We start from the raw sequence: 17972 nt of genomic DNA, 5'->3' as shown, positions 1-17972 counted from the left end.
CCCGCCGGTGGCACTTCGGAAATCGGCAGGGTATCGGCCCGCAGGGACGCCGCGCGGAATCATTCGGAGGGGAATTCCACGACGAAGACGAAGAAAGGCGGAGTCTTCGGTGGATGAGGGACACCGAACACTCCGCCTATGTCAGAAGCTTACCGGCGATCCACGACCGCACTCGGAATCCATAAGCAATTCTCAGCTTCCGGCATTTTCTACCCCGGATACACCCCTTATCGGGCGAGGACGGCGACGTCGGCGAGCACCAAATCGCCGTTGATCGCGATGGCCGCGGTCGAGCCGGCGCCCGCCGCGGATATCACCTGGGCGGCCGGATTGCTCACATTACCGGCGGCCCAGACACCGGGCACGCTGGTGCGCCCGGTGGCGTCCGTCACGACCCAGCCGTTGTCGTCGAAGGCGCAGCCGAGCGCCACCAGCACGTCGTCGGCGGCGCGGAAGGCCGGCGCGACGAACATCGCCGTTCTCGGCACGGCTCGCCCGTCGGCCAGTTCCACACCGCGCAGCCGGTCGTCCACCACGAACCGCGCGACCGCGCCTTCGACCACACGGACCCCGCGCGCGTCCAGGTGGGCGCGCTCACCATCGGACAGCGGCATCGTGTTGGGGAAGAAGACGACGTCGCCGGACCACTGCGGCAGCAGCAGCGCCAGGTGCACCGCCCTGGCCATGGCGCCGGGTTCCGGTCCGCCGAGCACGCCGATCGGCTGGTCACGAACCTCGTAGCCGTGACAGTAGGGGCAGTGCAGGACGTCGCGGCCCCATCGTTCGCGCACTCCGGGCAGCTGCGGCAGTTCGTCGCGCAGTCCGGTCGCGACCAGCACGCGGCGCGCTCGCAGCGTCGCACCGCCGCCGAGCCGCAGCGCGAACTCCGAGTCCCCCGCCGGTTCCGCGCCGACGACGAAGTCGGAGATCAGCTCCGCGCCGTAGCCCGCCGCCTCCTCGGCTCCGGCCGCCAGCAATTCCGCGGGCGGCATGCCGTCCCGGGACAGGAACCCGTGCATGTGCTCGGCGGGCGCGTTGCGCGGCGCACCGCCCCTGACCACCGCGACCCGCCGCCGCGCGCGGGCCAGGACCAGCGCCCCGGACAGCCCCGCCGCACCGCCACCCACGATCACCACGTCATATGTCTCGCTCATTCGCGATCACCTCCACCGACACAGTGCCGTCGACCGGCGGCATTCAGCAACTAATATTGCCGAATCCGGGAAAACGCGGTGCACTGGTGACATGTCCACACCACCGGGCGTCGCCCGAGCCCTCGCCGACATCGGTCCGCGACTCAAAGCACTGCGGACCCGCCGCAATGTCACACTCACCGCGCTGGCGGAAAGCACCGGGATCTCCAAGAGCACGCTGTCGCGGCTCGAATCCGGCCAGCGAAAAGCCAGCCTGGAACTGCTGCTGCCGATCGCGATGGCCCATCAGGTGCCGTTGGACGAACTGGTGGCCGCACCGAAGATCGCCGACCCCCGGGTCCACACGACGGCACGCAAGACCAACGGGCTGACCATTCTTCCGCTGACCCGGCAACCGGGGCCGCTGCAGGCGTTCAAGATCGTCATTCCACCCGAGCGCAGCGAGCCGGACCCGAAGGTGCACGAGGGTTTCGAGTGGCTCTACGTGCTGTCGGGACGGCTGCGGCTGGTGCTGGGCGAGCACGATCTGACGCTCGGCCCCGGCGAAGCCGCGGAATTCGACACCCGCCAACCCCATTGGTTCGGCAGCGCGGGGCGGGGCCCGGTGGAAATCTTGAGCCTATTCGGTTCCCAGGGCGAGCGAATGCATCTGAGAGCGCGGTCGGCTGGCCGCAAACCCACGTGAACCGACACGTGCCTGAAATGTCCGATATTGCCGAATCGGCGAAAACTCGGAAGGCTGGAGAGGGTGAACACCCCAGGCGCGCCCTCCCCGGCGAATCACCAAGAAAAACCAGGGTTTTCCCGGTTGTCGAACGCGTCTCGGCCACGGACGCTGGGAGAGGTGAACCCCCCGCTGGAAGCCGCGCCGCAGCACGTCCCGGAACCGGCGCCGCCGATCCTGTTCCCGGCCGCACTGCATGATCTGCGCGGTCACGCGGTCGCGGAGCTCCGATATCCCGCCGCGGCGGCGCTGATCGTCGCCGGCGTCCCCGGCGCGGGCAAGAGCACCGCCTTGGGCAAGTTCTTCGACGCCGACGCGGCGGCCACCGCACCGTCGCGCAGTTCCGCCGGGGTGCTGGTGCTCGACTCGATACAGGCGCGCAATCGGTGGCGGCCCAAACTCCGGTGGCTGCCGTATCTCCTATGGCGACCGGTGGTGCACGTGGCGCACTTCCTCGCCATCCGCGCCGCGCTGCGTGCGGGCGGCCCGGTGGTCATCCACGACTGCGCCACCTTCCAGTGGGCGCGCACCCTGATCGCCCGCTGGGCCGCGCATCGCGAACTGCACCTGCTCCTGCTCGATGTGCCCGCACCGGTGGCCAAGGCGGGTCAGCACAGTCGCGGACGGCGGATCAACCGCGTCGCCTTCCGGCTGCACGTGCGCGGCTGGGGCCGATTGATGAGCGCGGTGGCCACCGGACACGCCGCCCGCGGCGCGCGGTCGGTGGTCATCGCCGACCGCGCCACCGTGGACAACTTGCGGTGCGTGACCTTCGCCTGACCGGCGAAAGCCGATGCGGCTCAAGGCACCAGCACGGTCAGAGCCGCCGGGACGGCCCGGATGGTGATCGGCAGGACGCCCGCCGGTTCGCCGTCGGCGGTGGCGGGCGCGCCCGCTGCGGTGAGCGTCACGGCCGCGGCACGGAACTGCTTCACCTCCGGATGATCCTGGCGTTTTCCCGCCGACAGCGCGGGCAGCAAGCGCAGCATCTCCCGGCGCGACAGCGCGCCGACCACGGTGAGGTCGAGCAGTCCGTCGTCCATGATCGCGTCCGGACAGATCAGCATGCCGCCGCCGTAGGTGCGGGTGTTGCCGACCGCGACCATGACCGCTTCGGTCTCCAGCACAGAGCCCGCGCCCGGGTTGGTGAGACCGTCGGTCACCGCGTCCACCAGCTCGACCCGGTAGGGCACGGTGAAGCGGCCGGAAATCTCGGACAGCGCGGCGAGGGTGTAGCGCAGCCTGCCTTTGGGCCAGCGCATCTCGTTGGCGCGCAGGGTGACCCGCGCGTCGAACCCGGTGCCGGTCACCGTGGCGAACCACATCGGCGCGCCGGGCGATTCGATCCTGCCGAGGTCGATCGTCCTGGTCCGCCCGCGCAGCACGAGCGCAGCGGCGGCGACCGGGTCGTCGGTCGGCACACCCAGTTCCCTGGCCAGGTCGTTGCCGGTGCCTGCGGGAACCATGGCGAGCGGGACGCCGGTCTGCGCCACGGCCGGGAGGGTCACGTTGAGCAAGCCGTCGCCGCCGACGCAGACCACGGCATCGGGCGGGACCGCGTCCGCGATGGACTCCCGCACCTGCCGGACCGTTTCGGCGGCCGAGGGCGCGCACACCTCGGTGACCTCGGCGCCGCCCGCGCGCAGCCGGCCGATCGCGGCGCTCGCCGCCTCGCCGCTCCTGCCGTGCCCGGAACGCGGGTTGGTCACGACGGTGACCTTGCGCACCGGCGAATGGTCGTTCACGGCACCAGCTTTCCGGGGTTCATGATGCCGGCCGGGTCGAGTTCGGCCTTCACCGCGCGCAGGACGCGCACGCCGAGCTCACCCACTTCGTCCGGAACCCAGGGACGATGGTCGGTGCCGACCGCGTGGTGATGGGTGATGGTGCCGCCCGCCGCGATGATGGCGTCGCCGGCCGCGCGCTTGGCGGCCTGCCACTGGGCCGGCGCGTCGTCCGCCTGCTTGGCGACGACGGTGAAATACAGCGACGCCCCGGTCGGGTAGGTGTGCGAAATGTGACACATGACCAGCGGCGGCGTTCCCTCGGCGCTGAGCGACTCGCTCAGCGCCGCGGTCACCTCCGCCTTGAGCGGGATCACATTGGACCAGGTGGTGGCGGTTTCCAGCGTCTCGCAGAGCACGCCCACATCCAGCAGCGCGTCGCGCAGATACGGCGCGGCGAAACGACCGTGCTCCCACTCCCTGGCCGGTGTCTCGCCCAGGGCCGAGCCGCCCGCCGCCGCCAGCAGCGCACCCGCTTCCGCGCTGCGCGCGGCGACGTGCGCGGCGCTGCCCTCAAAGGTGGTGATGGCCAGGCATCCGGCCACCGGGTTGCCGCCGACGTCGCCGGACCGGGCGACGTTGATCCCGGTCTCCGCCTCGTCGGACAGCCGCAGCACGGTCGGCGCCGCGCCCTCCTGCACCACAGCGCGCAGGGCGGCGGCGCCGGTCGCGAAATCGGGAAACGACCATGCCTGGTAGGCAATGGTTTCCGGGACCGGGTGCACGCGCAAGGTGACCTCGGTGATCACGCCGAGCGTCCCTTCCGATCCGACGAACAGCTCACGCAGGTCCGGCCCGGCCGCCGAGGCGGGGGCGCGCCCGAGCGCCAGGGTGCCACTGGGCGTGGCGATCTTCAGCCGCTGCACCATGTCGTCGAAGCGGCCGTAGCCCGCCGAAGCCTGGCCGGATGACCGCGTCGCCGCGAAGCCGCCGATGGTGGCGAACTCGAAACTCTGCGGGAAGTGCCCCAGCGAAAGCCCGTGCTCGCCGAGCAGTTCCTCCGCGCGGGGACCGGTGAGTCCCGCACCCAGCGTGGCCGTGCCGCTGATCGGATCGATCTCGGTGACCGTGTCCAGCCTGCGTAGATCCAGGGCGATCACGATGTCGAAACGACCACGCAGCGGTTGCACGCCGCCCACCACGCTGGTGCCGCCGCCGAACGGAACCACCGCGACGGAGTTCGCCGCGCAGTAGGCCAGCACGGCGAGCACCTCGTCGTGGCCGGCCGGGAAGACGACGGCGTCCGGCGCGTCCTGCGGGCCATCGGCCCTGCGGCGCAGCAGATCGGGTGTGCTCTTGCCCCCTGCGTGCCGCAGCCGATCGCGGTGGTCGGTCGACACGTTGCCGGCGCCGACCACCTCGACCAACCCGGCTCGCCGCGCGGGCGTCAACGCCGATTCGCGCAGTGGCACGTCGCCCTCGTCGCGACGCGCCACCGAGTCGCCGGATACCCCGAACACCTGCGTCAGCAGGCCGCGGACCCGATCCGAGAGTGGCTGGTGCCCGGCCGGGACACCCCAGGCATCCCAGACCATACTCGCCGCCGGCCCGCTCACGTCGGGCTTCGCGGCGGAAGCCGGATCGGCCGGGGTGCGCTGCTCTGTCTCCACCATGCGTTACAGTTTGACATAGAGTGTCAAGCAGTAATGATTTGCCGATCTACTTCCCGGTGGTGACACGTTGACCGCTCCCGACGACTCCGCCGAGCGCCTCTCGGCGACCGACCTGGCGATTCTCGACGCCGCCCGCGCCTGCGTGGCGGAGTTCGGCGTGCGCCGCACCACCCTCACCGAGGTGGCGCGCCGAGCGGGCGTCAGCAGACCGACCGTCTACCGCCGCTGGCCGGATACCGGCGCGCTGGTGGCCGAACTGCTGGTGCGCGAGCTGCGCGGGATCGTGGCGGCGACGATGCCGTCCGCGGGCAGCGCGCGCGCCAGGTTGGTCGACGGCGTGGTCGCCGGGGCGGCGACGGTCCGGTCGAATCCGTTGTTCGGCAAGATCTTCCGCACCGACACCGACCTCATGCTCACCTACGTCTTCGGCAGGCTCGGACGCAACCAGCGCGCTCTGATCGAGCTGTTCGCGGCGGGTATCCGCGACGGCCAGCGGGACGGCTCGATCCGCGCGGGCGACCCCGATCGCATGGCCACGATGCTGCTGCTGATCGCCCAGTCCGCGGTGCAGTCGGCGGGCACCGTCGCACCGCTGCTGGCCGGCGAGCACCTCGACACCGAACTCCGCCGCGCGATCGACGGATACCTCGACCACCGCGAGACCGGCGAACCGAGGCACACGCGATGAGCCGTGTTTCGCGCGCTTCTCGTCAGAACCGAAAGGCCTCGTGATGAACCCTGATCCGGGACACATCGGTGATTCCGCGTTGAACGCCGCCCGCCGCGCCGCGGATCTGTCCCGGCTCGGCGACGGCGCCGAGGTCGACGTCCTGGTGATCGGCGGCGGCGTCACCGGCGCGGGCGCGGCACTGGACGCCGCGGCCCGCGGGCTGCGCACCGTGCTGGTGGAACGCCACGACCTGGCCTTCGGCACCAGCCGCTGGAGTTCCAAGCTGGTGCACGGCGGCCTGCGCTATCTGGCGAGCGGCCGGGTCGGCATCGCGCACGAGAGCGCGGTGGAACGCGGCATCCTCCTGCGCACCACGGCGCCGCACCTGGTGCGCCCGCTCCCCCAGCTGGTACCGCTGCTGCCGAACGTCGGCACGGCGCAAGCCGCGCTGGTGCGCGCCGGTTTCCTGGCGGGTGACCTGCTGCGGCGCGGTGCGGGCACCCCCGCGGCGCTGCTGCCACGGTCCCGGCGCGTCGCCGCAGCGGAGGCGGTGCGGCTCGCACCGACCGTGCGCCGGGCGGATCTGCGCGGCGGGCTGCAGGCGTGGGACGGACAGCTCGTCGACGACGCGCGCCTGGTCGTGGCACTGGCGCGCACCGCGGCGGCCAACGGCGCACGGATTCTGACCCGCGTCGAAGCCCGAGACGTCACCGGGAATTCGGCGACCCTGCGCGACACGCGCACCGGCGAGACCCTCGCGGTGCGGCCGCGCGCCGTGGTGAACGCCACCGGCGTCTGGGCCGATCAGGTGGATCCGAGCATCCGGTTGCGCCCGAGCCGCGGCACCCACCTGGTGTTCTCCGCCGCCTCCTTCGGTGGCCTTACCGCAGCGCTCACCGTACCGGTGCCCGGCAGCGTCGGCCGCTTCGTCTTCGCTTTTCCCGCCGCGCACGGCCGGGTGTACCTGGGATTGACCGACGAAGATGCCCCCGGCCCGGTGCCCGACGAGCCGAAGGCCACCGACGGTGAGATCGATTTCCTACTCGACACCGTCAATCCCGCCCTGCGCGAGCCGCTGACCCGCGACGACATCCGCGGCTCGTACGCCGGACTGCGCCCGCTGCTGGAGACCGCCGACGACAGCACCGCCGACATCTCCCGCAAGCACGCGGTGCTGCGATCCCCGACCGGGATCGTCACCATCGTGGGCGGCAAGCTCACCACGTACCGGAAAATGGCCGAGGACGCGATCGACGCCGCGGTCGCGCACGGCGGCCTGACCGCGGGACCGTGCCGCACCCGGCGGCTGCCGCTGGTGGGCGCGGTCTCCGGCGCGGAGCGCGATCGCATCGACGCCCCGCCCGTACTGATCGACCGCTACGGCGGCGAGGCGGCCACCGTGCTGGCCGCGGCCCGCCGTGACCCCGCGCTCGCAGAACCGGTCGCACCCGGAATCGACGTGCTGGCGGCGGAATTCGCGTTCGCGGTGTCCCACGAGGGGGCGCTCGATGCCGACGACCTGCTGGATCGGCGCACGCGCATCGGCCTGATCGCCGCAGACCGGGTCGCCGCGGCACCCGCAGCCGCGCGCGCCCTCACCTGACGGGCCGGTTCGCTCAGTCCATCGACCAGGTGGACAGCTCCGCGCGCATGCACGCGCGCGGCCAGCGGTCGAGCCCGTGGGCCCGCTCGGCGGCGCGCAGTGCGATCAGCCCCGGCGTCTCTTCCGCGGCCGACAGATACCGGAAGCCGAGGCGTTCGTAATACGGGCCGTTCCACGGCACCTCGGTGAACGTGGTCAAGGTCAACGCGGGCAGGCCCGCGGTCGCCGCCCAGCGCGCGGCCCGGTCGAGCAAGCGCTTGCCGATGCGGCGCCGCGCGTGCTCCGGGCGTATCGAGACCTGCTCGATGTGGGCGTTCCCGTCGACCACCCCCACCAGGAGATAACCGATCGGCAGCTCGTCATCGGTCCACACCCAGGCCCGTCCCGCCTGCTGGAACTGTCGCAGCGTCGCCAGCGGGGGTGGTTCGTCGTCGGCCACCGTCGTCATGCCGATTTCCGCGAACGGCTCGCCCGCCGCACACTCGATGTCTTGCAGCACGGGGAGGTCTTCGGGCGTCGCGGGCCGGATCACCGGCTCATTGTGAATGCCCATCGGCGGGCGGGCCAGCGCATTTCACTCCGCCCGTGTGGCGAGCATGCCGTTGAGCAGCACGCGCACGGCCCAGGCCGCGCGCGCCTCGCCGCCGCCGGCCAGCAGCGTCTCCCGCATGGCCACGACGGTCGGATAGCGGTCGGCCGGAAGTTCCGCGAAGCGCCGCTCGATCGTGGCGAGGTACTCCTGTTCGCTGCCGCCGCCCGTGCGGTGCGCGCTCTGTTCGGCCGCCGACGCGGTGACGTGCAGATACAGCAGGTCCACCGCCCACGCCGCGGTCCGGTCGTCCAGTCCCGCCTCGATGAGCGAGCGGAGCATCAGCTCCACCAGGCGTATGGCGTTCGGACTGCTCGGGATCACGCCGAGCGCCACAAGCGCCAGCCCTTCGTGCCTGCTCATCGCCGCCACCATGGCATCGACCAGCGCGGTGAGCCGTTCGCGCCAACTCGCCCCGGCGGGTTCGGGCACCGAACCGAGGACATGGTCGAGCATGGCTGCCATCAGATCGTCGCGATTGGCGACGTACACGTACAGCGACGCGGCGCCGGTGTCCAAGTCCTGCGCCACCCGGCGCATGGTCAGCGCCGCCGCTCCGTCCCGGTCCAGAATGCGCAGGCCGGTCTGCACGATCACCTCGCGGCTCAGCGGAGCTTTGGCCGGACGGGCCCTGCGGCTGACGGCTGCTGCGCTCATCGGGTGAGCATAACCACGGGCGAACGGCGTTCGGACGAACGGCGCAATTCCACGGCGGAGGGACACCCGCCTAGCGCCCTCGCACAACGGGTGGGCAGGCGATCCGAGACATGGCCCCGGTGAGTCCTCGTACCGTCGGTGGGTGACCCACGACATAGTGATATATCGCCCCACATGACCGGCAGCTCGCTGCGGAAAACACCACAACGCGCAGCTCACAGCCCCTGCCGAAGGCGGAACCGACCGTTGGCGAGAACCCGCCCGGCGGAGTGTGATTCGAGCATCCGGCGGCATGGCGCGGCGATCGCGATGTCCGCCGCGCGATGCGCGCGGAGCCCGGTTCGGTTGTCGCCGACGCTCTATGCTGGCTTCGGTATGCCGGTAGTGCGCCGGGAAGGAGGGCGCGGGTGCGCAGACAACCGTCCACCGTGGGTATCGCACCGGGCGACGGGCTCGTCGCCCGATTCGGTGCGGTCGTCGCCTACCTCGGGGCCGAAACGACCTCCACGGACCGAATACTCGGCACCATCGAAGCCGTGGCCGAAGGCGAGCATCCCGGCGCCGCGCTGGCGCAGCGCTTGGCCGCGGTGATCTTCGGCAGCACGGTGCAACCGCCGCCGTTCGGCGTCGTCGCGCCGACCGCGGACGGGGTGCTGATCCTGCTGCGCGGCCCGGTGACCGCGGAGATCCAAGGCGCGGAGGGCGCCCGCCGCCTCGACGGCGGGCGTGCGTTCACCTGGGTGGACGAGATCGTGCGCGAACCGGTGCGCCGCATCACCATCGGCGCGGGCACCGGCGCGCCGCCCACCGCGCTGCCCCGCACCGACCTGCGCTCAGGCGTGGTCCCCGGTGGCGGCTTCGTGCTGCACGCCGCGGTACGACGCGCCGGAAAGCCCGCCGGGCCGCGGACATCCGAGCCTTCCGCCCAGGGCGAGCCCGAGCCGACGGCCGCGGCCGGTTTCGCCGCGATGCCGGAACCGACCGGCGCCGCCGACGCCGTCGTCCAGGCAAAGCCCGGGGCCAGGCAGACCGGTACGTCCGACGCCGTCGCGCAGGCGACCCCCGCTCCCCGGCCGACCAGCGCCGCCGACGCCGTCGCACCCGCCCGGCCGACCGAGTCGTCCCGCCCCCTCGTCAAACCGCGCCCGCCCCGGCCCGTTCCGGATCGACCGCTCGCGTGGTCGCAGGTGCAGCCCGCGCACGAACCGGTCGCCCTGCGCAAAGCGCCCGACAACGGCGGAACGCGTGGCCTGCGCCAGGCAGCGCTGTCCGCGGAGGCCACCGTCGGCGCCCTGGTCACCGAAGAGGGGGCGGCCTACCCGTTGGACCGCGCCTACGTCATCGGGCGCGGACCGCAGGTGGACGAAGCGGTCCGCACCGCCGCCGCCGAGCCGATCGTCATCCAGCGTGACCGCCACGTCTCGCGAGTCCATGCCTATGTGTCGGTGGACGGCGGCAAGGTGTACATCCGGGATGCCGCCGCCACCTCCGGCACCTTCATCGCAGGCCCCGGCACCGATCAGTGGACCCGGATCAGCACCTCTCCGACCGAACTCCCGCCCGGCTGGCGCGTCCGCATCAGCGAGCGAGTCCTCACCCACCGCGGCGATACGCAACGCACGGGCACGACGGATATCGCGGGAGCACGCCGCCGTTCGTGACCGCAGGGTGCGTCGGCCTCGAGCCGGAGACCAGCCGATCACCCGGTCGCGTCCGGTCCGGCCCGCGCGGGGAGGACAATGGCGACATGCACCGAAACGGACCGAGCCGCGACATCGACGAGTCCGAGCTGACGGTGACCCCGCCCGAAGAGCAGGCCGCGGGCGTCACCGCCGTGGCGGTGGCGTTGAAACGCTCGATCGAGGAGATGGGCGTGGTCCGCGCCGCGCGCACCCTGGCCCGGGTCAATCAGGTGCACGGCTTCGACTGCCCCGGCTGCGCGTGGCCGGAGCCGACCGGCCACCGCAGGCCCGCCGAGTTCTGCGAGAACGGCGCGAAGGCCGTCGCCGAGGAAGCCACGCTGCGCACGGTGACTCCCGAGTTCTTCGCCGCGCATTCGGTGGCGGAGCTGAGCGAGAAGTCCGGCTATTGGCTCGGCCGGCAGGGCAGGCTGACCCACCCGATGGTGCTGCGGCCCGGCGACACCCACTACCGGCCGATCGCCTGGGACGACGCCTACCACCTGATCGCGGAAACCCTGCGCGGACTGGACTCGCCGGACGAGGCGGTGTTCTACACCTCCGGCCGCACCAGCAACGAGACCGCGTTCCTCTACCAGCTGCTGGTGCGCAGCTACGGCACCAACAACCTGCCGGACTGCTCCAACATGTGCCACGAGTCCTCCGGCGCGGCACTGTCGAATTCGATCGGCATCGGCAAGGGTTCGGTCTCCATCGATGACTTCGCCGAGGCCGACCTGATCGTCGTCGCGGGACAGAACCCGGGCACCAACCATCCCCGGATGCTCAGCGCGCTGGCCGACGCCAAAGCGAAAGGCGCCCGGATCGTCGCGGTGAACCCCCTGCCCGAGACCGGGCTGCTCGGTTTCCGGGACCCGCAGACGATCAAGGGGGTCACGACCGGTGTGCCGATCGCCGACGACTTCCTGCAGATCCGCCTCGGCGGCGATATGGCCCTGTTCCAGGCGCTGGGCCGCCTGCTGCTGGAAGCCGATGACCGCGCGCCGGGCACGGTGGTCGACCGAGCGTTCGTCGACGCACACTGCGCGGGCTACGCCGAATACGAAAAGCACATGCGCGCGGTCGATTTCGACACGGTACTGGAAGCGACGGGCCTCACCAGGGCGGAGCTCGAGCACACCGCGGAACTGTTCGCCCGCTCCCGCAACATCATCCTGTGCTGGGCGATGGGCCTCACCCAGCAGACCCATGCCGTGGCCACCATCGAGGAGGCCACCAACCTGCTGCTGCTGCGCGGCATGATCGGCAAGCCGGGCGCGGGCGTGTGCCCGGTGCGCGGCCACTCGAACGTGCAGGGTGACCGCACCATGGGCATCTGGGAGAAGATGCCCGCCGCCTTCCTCGACGCCCTCGACCGCGAGTTCGGCATCACCAGCCCGCGCGAGCACGGCTTCGACACCGTGGCCGCCATCCGCGCCATGCGCGACGGACGGGCGAAAGTGTTCGTCGGCATGGGCGGCAACTTCGTCTCCGCGACCCCCGACACCGCCGTGACCGAGGCCGCGCTGCGCGGCTGCGCGCTCACCGTGCAGGTCTCCACCAAACTCAACCGCAGCCACATCGTGCACGGCCGCACCGCGCTCATCCTGCCGACGCTCGGGCGCACCGACCTCGACCTCGCCCCCGACGGCAGCAAGAACCAGGTGTCGGTGGAGGACTCGATGTCGATGGTGCACCTGTCCACCGGACGGTTGAAGCCGGTCAGCGACCATCTGCGCAGTGAAGTCGCCATCGTCTGCGAACTCGCCCATGCGCTCTTCGGCCCCGATCACGCGGTGGGGTGGGCGCGGTTCGCCCGCGACTACGACAGCATCCGCGACGCCATCGCCCGCGTCGTCCCGGGCTGCGCCGACTACAACGCGAAAGTCCGCGGCCGCAACGGTTTCCAGCTACCGCATCCGCCGCGCGACGCCCGCGAATTCCGCACCGCCACGGGCAAGGCCAATTTCGCCGTCAACGAGCTGACCTGGCTGCCGGTCCCCGAAGGCAGACTGATCCTGCAAACCCTGCGCAGTCACGATCAGTACAACACCACCATCTACGGCCTCGACGACCGCTACCGTGGCATCCACAACGGCCGCAAGGTGGTGCTGGTCCACCCCGACGACATCACCGCGTTCGGTTTCCGCGACGGCGATCCGGTCGACATAGTCTCCGAATGGACCGACGGCACCGAGCGCCGCGTCGAAGGGTTCCGCCTGGTCTCCTACCCGACGCCGCGCGGCAACGCCGCCGCCTACTATCCCGAGACCAACCCTCTCGTACCGCTGGATCACGTCGCGAAACGATCGAACACGCCCGTCTCCAAAGCGGTCACCATTAGGTTCGAGGCGAGCAAGGCATGACCGACCGGGTCCGTCAGCAGGACTGCGCGGCCACACACGGGCTCGCTGGTGCCGCCGAGCAACGCCGCATGGGCGGCAGACCCCGCGCGTCGAGCACCGCTCGCGCTGTAGGAAACACAGCATGAGCCGCGTCACCGCCCGCCGCCGGATGCGCCGGATCTCGCCGAGCGGAGAGATCCACCGCCCGGACACCCTCGCCGTCGAAGAACCGCTGGAGATCCGCATCGGCGGGCAGTCGCTGACGGTCACCATGCGCACCCCCGGCAACGACATCGACCTGGTGCACGGTTTCCTGCTGAGCGAAGACGTGATCGGCTCCGCCGAGGACATCGTGGCGGCCCGCTACTGCGCGGGCACCGACGACAAGGGCCGCAACACCTACAACGTCCTCGACGTCACCCTGCGCACCTCCGTCCCGGTGCCGACACGCTCCTTCCTGACCACCGGAGCCTGCGGACTGTGCGGAAAGACCGCCCTGGACGAAGTTCGCACCCGCACCAGGTTCCCGCTGCCCGCCGGCGGCCCGGTGGTGGATACCCGGGTACTGGCCGCGATGCCCGGCCTGCTGCGCGACCGCCAATCGGTATTCGAGGCCACCGGCGGCCTGCACGCCGCGGGCCTGTTCACCGCCGACGGCGAAGCGCTCGCCGTACGCGAGGACATCGGCAGGCACAACGCGGTGGACAAGGTGATCGGCTGGGCCCTGCGTGAATCCCTGATACCCGCCCAAGATTCGGTGCTGATCGTGAGCGGGCGCGCGTCGTTCGAACTGGTGCAGAAGGCCGTCATGGCCGGAATCCCGATGCTCGGCGCGGTCTCGGCGCCGAGTTCGCTCGCGGTCGATCTCGCCGCCGACGCCGGACTGAGTCTGGTCGGCTTCCTGCGCGGCGACACCATGAACGTGTACACCGCTCCCGACCGCGTCCGCGCCGCTCCGGGCGCGGACTCGTTGTTGGCCTGACTCACTATTGCCCGCGCCCGACGCCCGTTCTACCGTGACTGCACGGAGCCGGAACGGATTCTGCGAGAACGGAGCGGCCGATGCGGATTTCGGTGGAGGGGAACTCCGATGGCCTGCGGGTGCGGATGCGGTTCGAACAATACCGCCGCCTGCTGCTGACGCGGATCGTGCTGGCCGTCTTGGCGGTGCAAGGAGCGATCGTCGGTCTCTGGGCCACGCTCGCGCCGCACTCCTGGTACACCAGCTTTCCGGGGTTCGGCGCCCGATGGGTGGCGGCGGACGGGCCGTACAACCACCATCTGGCGGCCGATGTGGGGGCCTTCTTCCTGGCGCTGACTGCGGTGACGATCGCCGCGCTGGTGGTCAACCGGACCACTGCCGCCCGCATCGCGGGCGTCGGCTGGCTCACCTTCGGTGTGCCCCATTTCCTGTACCACCTGCTGCACCAGCCCGCCGAACTCGGCGCCGCGAGTTTCACCGCCAGCCTGATCGCGGCGTTGTTGCTGGTAATCGGCGGGGCGGTCTGCGTCTTCCTGCCGCCGCGGGGCGAGCTGCCCCTCTCGGAGCCGCGACCGGTGACGCTGCGTTTCCCCCGCCGCCGTCCGAGCGGCAGATCCGGCGGCCGAGTCCGGGACGCCCGTGGACGATCACCACGGGCGTGATCCGGTGAATCCGCGGATGACGCCGCGTCTTCCGAATTCCCCGCCCGTCAGTCCTTCAGCGCTTCGAGCAGTGCCGCGCGCTGGCGCGCCCCGAGCCCACCGATCCGGCGATCCTCCGGGATCTCCGCCTGGTCCATCAGCTTCGCGGCCTTCACCGGCCCGACACCGGGCAGGGCCTTGATCACCGCGGCCACCTTGGTCTTCTTCACCAGCTCGTCGGAGTCGGCCTTCTTCAGCAGATCCGCGACCGAAACCTTGCCCGCCTTCACCTTGCCGATCAGTTCGGAGCGTGCCTTGCGGACCGCAGCCGCCTTGGCCAAGGCCTCGGTGCGCTGCTCTGCGGTCATGGTAGGCAGTGCCATGTCTCCTCCGCTTCCACTCGTCACTCGAACATCTGGTTGACCGGACCGAGTAAACAGCACGGCACCGGGCACGCAAGCTCGACACACCGCGCACGAACAGCGGAAATAGCGATGAATTTCCCCGCTGCGCGCCGTCGGAACAGGTGAACGGCCGACGCTCGCCGGGCGAAAAGGACGAAAGGACCATCACGTCAGCGGGCTGCTCCGCGGTCGGTTCGCCACGCCGGATGGCCGGTGCCGAAGACGGGGCGCTCCGGCAGCGACGACCCGGAAATGGCGGCTATCGAGCAGTAACACGCGGTCCGCTGTTCCCGACACAATCAACAGATGCCGAGCGCGGGTCATGGTTCAACGGCGAACCTGGGAGATCAACGGCGATCGCCCGCGTCCGCCCGGGTCGCACCGGGCGGACCTGTCAGCCCGCACAACAGAACATCGTCCGGTTCGCACGAACCGTGACGGCATGACGGCAGGAGGCCGAGCCCCCGCCGGAAACGCCTTCGTCCTCGGCGCTGCGCGGGCCCGGCAGGCGAGCCATCGCACCGTCGCCTCGCCGAAGGCGCATCCGACCGCTGCGGCCCTCTCCGTCGGGGTGGACGTTCCGTTCGTGCTCGCGACCGTTGACGTCGCGTACCGTGCGCAGCGCCTTGATCCCGCCGTGGCGGGCGCGCCGCGTCGTCGCGAGCGGCGACCGGATGATGTTCTGTCATCCGAATCCGGGTTCACGCCGCATTCCGGGCCGCATGACGCGCACTGAGCGGCCGGTCGGCCACAGCACAGCTCACCACCGCGGTGCGGATCGTCGTACTGAACGAAACGAAGGGGATCGAATCGGGCGCGCGAACGCGCTAGGCTACGAATTAGAACACGTTTCATTTCGAAGGAGACGCCGTGGCCAAGCAGATACGCGACGTGGTCGAGCAGTACGTCAAGCTGGTCGGCTCGGGTCCGACCGAGGACATCGTCGCGCTGTACGCGCCCGACGCGATCGTGGAGGACCCCGTCGGCACCCCGCCCAAGCGGGGCCACGACGCCATCCGCGAGTTCTACGAGGTGATCGCCGCACTGGATCGGGAGACCGAGTTGCGGCCGGAGGAGGTCAGGATCGCGGGCAATCAGGCCGCGTTCCCGTTCACCATCGTCACCAAGGTCGGCGGACAGCGCTTCGCCCTGTCGCCGATCGACGTGATGGAGTTCGACGAGGAAGGCCGGATCACCGGGATGCGCGCCTACTGGAGCCAGGAGGACATGCGGGTCGAGCCCGAGTAGCGCGCGACGGCCGGGTGCGCCACGTCACATCGCGGCCCCATCACATTCCGGCGCGGTCTCTCGTCCGAGAAGTAGGAACCACATCCGCTGATCGAAGGAGATCGACATGGGCGCCACCCGTATCGCCGCCGTCACCCCGCAGCAGGCGGGACCGACGACCAAGCTGCTGTACCGGCTGGCCAAGCGCCGCTTCCGTGAAGTGCCCGAGCCCTTCGCCGTGACGGCCAACCATCCGAAACTGCTGCGCGCGAGCGCGGTCCACGAAACCATGGTCGACAAGGCCAGCACCGCCCTCCCCGCCGTCATCCGCGAGATCGCGGTCTATCGCACGGCGTGGACGATCGGTTGTTCGTGGTGCGTCGACTTCGGGGCCATGCTCATGCGCCTGGGCGAGCTGGACGTGGCGCGGCTGGAACACATCGCCGACTACGCGACCTCGCCGTTGTACTCCGACGACGAGCGCGCCGCCATCGCCTACGCCGACGCGATGACGGCGACGCCGACCACGGTCACCGACGAGCAGATCGCCGACTTGGAGCGGCGGTTCGGCCGAGCGGGCGTGGTCGAGCTCAGCTACCACATCGCGCTGGAAAACTCACGCGCCAGGTTCAATTCGGCACTCGGCATCACCGCGCAGGGCTTCAGCACCGATTCCTGCCGCGTGCCCTGGGCCTGAAAACGGCCGCGGCGCTGCGGAAATGGTACGGACTCACCTGGCACTTCAGCGCCGCGTCCGCTCCGGGCTGTCGCTACGGCCCGGAATGCACTAAGAATAAGAGGTGTTGACGTCGCCTGGCCGTACCGCGGCCTGCGAGCTATCTTCGCGAGTTTCGGTGCGGGATAGGCCGTGTCGGCGTCTTCGGTGTCTCGAGTTCCCCTCCGCCCGACCGTTTGGAGCCGCATGCTCGACGAACAGACCCCGGACGACGATGTCGCACGGCTGGCCAGGCGAGTCGAGAAGGCCCGTGGCCGGCTCGCCTACCAGTTCGACCCCGCGCTGACCGGCGCGCTGTCGGAGGAGGAGCTGCTCGCCGAACGCGAACTGGCCGAACGCATCCGCACCCAGGACCGCGAACAGCGCTGGAAGCACGCCGAGGCGGGCGCCGCGGGCGCCGACCGGGCCAGGCACACCGCGGAGGCCATCGAGAAGGCCGAGATCAGAGATCTGCTGCTGGCGCGAAAGGCGATCGCCGCGCAACGGCGCGCCTCCAGCCCGCACGCCAGGCTGGCGTCGCTGTACCGGCACCGCTCCTGGTCGCTCGGCGCGCTGGCCGGCGTGGTCGCCGCCGGAATGCTGTGGTCGGCGGTCAACGTCCAGCACAACATCGCGCCGGGCGGGCCGGACGACCCGCTGTACTGGTTCAGCTATCTGCTCGAGGCGATGATCAGCGTGTCGCTGATCATCATCATGATCGGCACCAACAAGGTCACCGAATGGGGCGTGCTGGACAACCGCAGCCAAGTGGCGGCGGCCGAGATGGCCTTGCTCGCGCTCACCGTGGGACTGAACACCTACCCGTACGTGAGCGCGGGGCGGTGGTTCGACGCGGGCGTGCACGGAGTCGCCCCGGTGATGATCGGCGTCGCCCTGCTCATCCACGATGCCGCGAGCGCGCGATACGGACGCGCGATCGGCTACGCCACCGAGCAGGTGCGCAGCCTGCCCGACCCGACCGGGCACGAACCCTTGCCGGAACGCTCCGCGGCGGACGGCCCGTCCAGCGCGGGCGCCGACTTCCCGGTGGAGCTGCACACCCCCGCCGTCCAGGGCGCACACGGCTAGGTCTATTCGGCAGCGGCACAGCACAAGTCGTTCGGGAAGCGCCGCTTACCAGCACATGACAGCGACGGTGTGCGAGCCGTCGAGCCCGGTGCTCGT

The 17972-nt window shown here is 70.7% G+C and carries 18 protein-coding genes; 12 read left to right on the top strand and 6 right to left on the bottom strand.

Going from position 1 to position 17972, the window contains the following annotated elements; translation table 11 throughout:
* Window positions 1-227 precede the first annotated feature (227 nt).
* A complete protein-coding gene (locus ACWDMM_RS03970) occupies window positions 228-1154 on the bottom strand; it encodes an NAD(P)/FAD-dependent oxidoreductase (RefSeq protein ID WP_195077546.1) in 927 nt (308 codons plus the stop codon).
* Between the two features lie 91 nt (window positions 1155-1245).
* On the opposite strand from ACWDMM_RS03970, the gene ACWDMM_RS03965 reads away from it, so the two are divergent.
* Window positions 1246-1839 carry a helix-turn-helix domain-containing protein gene (locus ACWDMM_RS03965; protein WP_195077545.1) on the top strand — a complete coding sequence of 198 codons (594 nt, stop codon included), beginning with the start codon at window positions 1246-1248 and terminating at the stop codon, window positions 1837-1839.
* 159 nt (window positions 1840-1998) lie between these two features.
* Complete coding sequence (locus ACWDMM_RS03960) at window positions 1999-2658, top strand: AAA family ATPase (RefSeq protein ID WP_323123919.1); 660 nt, start codon at window positions 1999-2001, stop codon at window positions 2656-2658.
* Window positions 2659-2678: 20 nt separating this feature from the next.
* Here ACWDMM_RS03960 and ACWDMM_RS03955 read toward each other — a convergent pair whose 3' ends face one another.
* Together ACWDMM_RS03955 and ACWDMM_RS03950 are read right to left on the bottom strand one after the other, a co-directional pair.
* Window positions 2679-3623: a YegS/Rv2252/BmrU family lipid kinase gene (locus ACWDMM_RS03955; RefSeq protein WP_449935831.1), complete on the bottom strand. Its 945-nt coding sequence runs from the start codon at window positions 3621-3623 to the stop codon at window positions 2679-2681.
* Entirely contained in the window at window positions 3620-5197 is a 1578-nt protein-coding gene (locus tag ACWDMM_RS03950) for an FAD-binding oxidoreductase (protein WP_449935985.1), read from the bottom strand. The genes ACWDMM_RS03955 and ACWDMM_RS03950 overlap by 4 nt, the downstream gene beginning before the upstream one ends.
* Window positions 5198-5342: 145 nt before the next feature.
* Here ACWDMM_RS03950 and ACWDMM_RS03945 point away from each other — a divergent pair, with 145 nt between their 5' ends.
* Window positions 5343-5963, top strand: a complete 621-nt coding sequence (locus tag ACWDMM_RS03945) for a TetR/AcrR family transcriptional regulator (RefSeq protein WP_195077544.1) — start codon at window positions 5343-5345, stop codon at window positions 5961-5963.
* A gap of 43 nt (window positions 5964-6006) precedes the next feature.
* Window positions 6007-7548, top strand: coding sequence for a glycerol-3-phosphate dehydrogenase/oxidase (locus ACWDMM_RS03940; protein WP_449935829.1), 1542 nt, complete (start codon window positions 6007-6009; stop codon window positions 7546-7548).
* Between the two features lie 13 nt (window positions 7549-7561).
* On the opposite strand, the gene ACWDMM_RS03935 is transcribed toward ACWDMM_RS03940, so the two are convergent.
* Complete coding sequence (locus ACWDMM_RS03935; protein ID WP_323123920.1) at window positions 7562-8080, bottom strand: GNAT family N-acetyltransferase; 519 nt, start codon at window positions 8078-8080, stop codon at window positions 7562-7564.
* Window positions 8081-8122: 42 nt separating this feature from the next.
* Complete coding sequence (locus ACWDMM_RS03930) at window positions 8123-8794, bottom strand: TetR/AcrR family transcriptional regulator (RefSeq protein WP_195077541.1); 672 nt, start codon at window positions 8792-8794, stop codon at window positions 8123-8125.
* Between the two features lie 407 nt (window positions 8795-9201).
* Here ACWDMM_RS03930 and ACWDMM_RS03925 point away from each other — a divergent pair, with 407 nt between their 5' ends.
* The 4 genes from ACWDMM_RS03925 to ACWDMM_RS03910 all read left to right on the top strand — a co-directional run bounded on the left by ACWDMM_RS03925 (window position 9202) and on the right by ACWDMM_RS03910 (window position 14462).
* Complete coding sequence (locus ACWDMM_RS03925) at window positions 9202-10455, top strand: FHA domain-containing protein (RefSeq protein ID WP_195077540.1); 1254 nt, start codon at window positions 9202-9204, stop codon at window positions 10453-10455.
* Window positions 10456-10541: 86 nt separating this feature from the next.
* Window positions 10542-12839, top strand: coding sequence for an FdhF/YdeP family oxidoreductase (locus ACWDMM_RS03920; protein WP_449935826.1), 2298 nt, complete (start codon window positions 10542-10544; stop codon window positions 12837-12839).
* 121 nt (window positions 12840-12960) lie between these two features.
* Window positions 12961-13800 (top strand): formate dehydrogenase accessory sulfurtransferase FdhD, encoded by an 840-nt coding sequence (gene fdhD, locus ACWDMM_RS03915; RefSeq protein ID WP_357205099.1) that lies wholly within the window; start codon window positions 12961-12963, stop codon window positions 13798-13800.
* 80 nt (window positions 13801-13880) lie between these two features.
* Entirely contained in the window at window positions 13881-14462 is a 582-nt protein-coding gene (locus ACWDMM_RS03910; protein ID WP_195077537.1) for a hypothetical protein, read from the top strand.
* Between the two features lie 47 nt (window positions 14463-14509).
* Here the strand turns inward: ACWDMM_RS03910 and mihF are convergent, their stop codons facing one another.
* Window positions 14510-14824: an integration host factor, actinobacterial type gene (mihF, locus tag ACWDMM_RS03905; protein ID WP_039796616.1), complete on the bottom strand. Its 315-nt coding sequence runs from the start codon at window positions 14822-14824 to the stop codon at window positions 14510-14512.
* Between the two features lie 463 nt (window positions 14825-15287).
* Between mihF and ACWDMM_RS03900 the strand changes: the two genes are divergently transcribed.
* The 4 genes from ACWDMM_RS03900 (at window position 15288) to ACWDMM_RS03885 (ending at window position 17876) form a co-directional block, all read left to right on the top strand.
* Entirely contained in the window at window positions 15288-15581 is a 294-nt protein-coding gene (locus tag ACWDMM_RS03900; RefSeq protein ID WP_195077536.1) for a hypothetical protein, read from the top strand.
* A 134-nt stretch (window positions 15582-15715) separates the two neighbouring features.
* Window positions 15716-16093 carry a nuclear transport factor 2 family protein gene (locus ACWDMM_RS03895; protein WP_449935823.1) on the top strand — a complete coding sequence of 126 codons (378 nt, stop codon included), beginning with the start codon at window positions 15716-15718 and terminating at the stop codon, window positions 16091-16093.
* A gap of 106 nt (window positions 16094-16199) precedes the next feature.
* Window positions 16200-16769, top strand: a complete 570-nt coding sequence (locus ACWDMM_RS03890; RefSeq protein ID WP_195077534.1) for a carboxymuconolactone decarboxylase family protein — start codon at window positions 16200-16202, stop codon at window positions 16767-16769.
* Window positions 16770-16994: 225 nt separating this feature from the next.
* Entirely contained in the window at window positions 16995-17876 is an 882-nt protein-coding gene (locus ACWDMM_RS03885) for a hypothetical protein (protein ID WP_323123921.1), read from the top strand.
* Window positions 17877-17972 lie beyond the last annotated feature (96 nt).

The sequence above is a fragment of the Nocardia sp. NPDC003726 genome (assembly GCF_053586955.1).
Note: the sequence above shows the minus strand (reverse complement) of the source record. Positions and strands in the feature narration are given on the sequence as shown.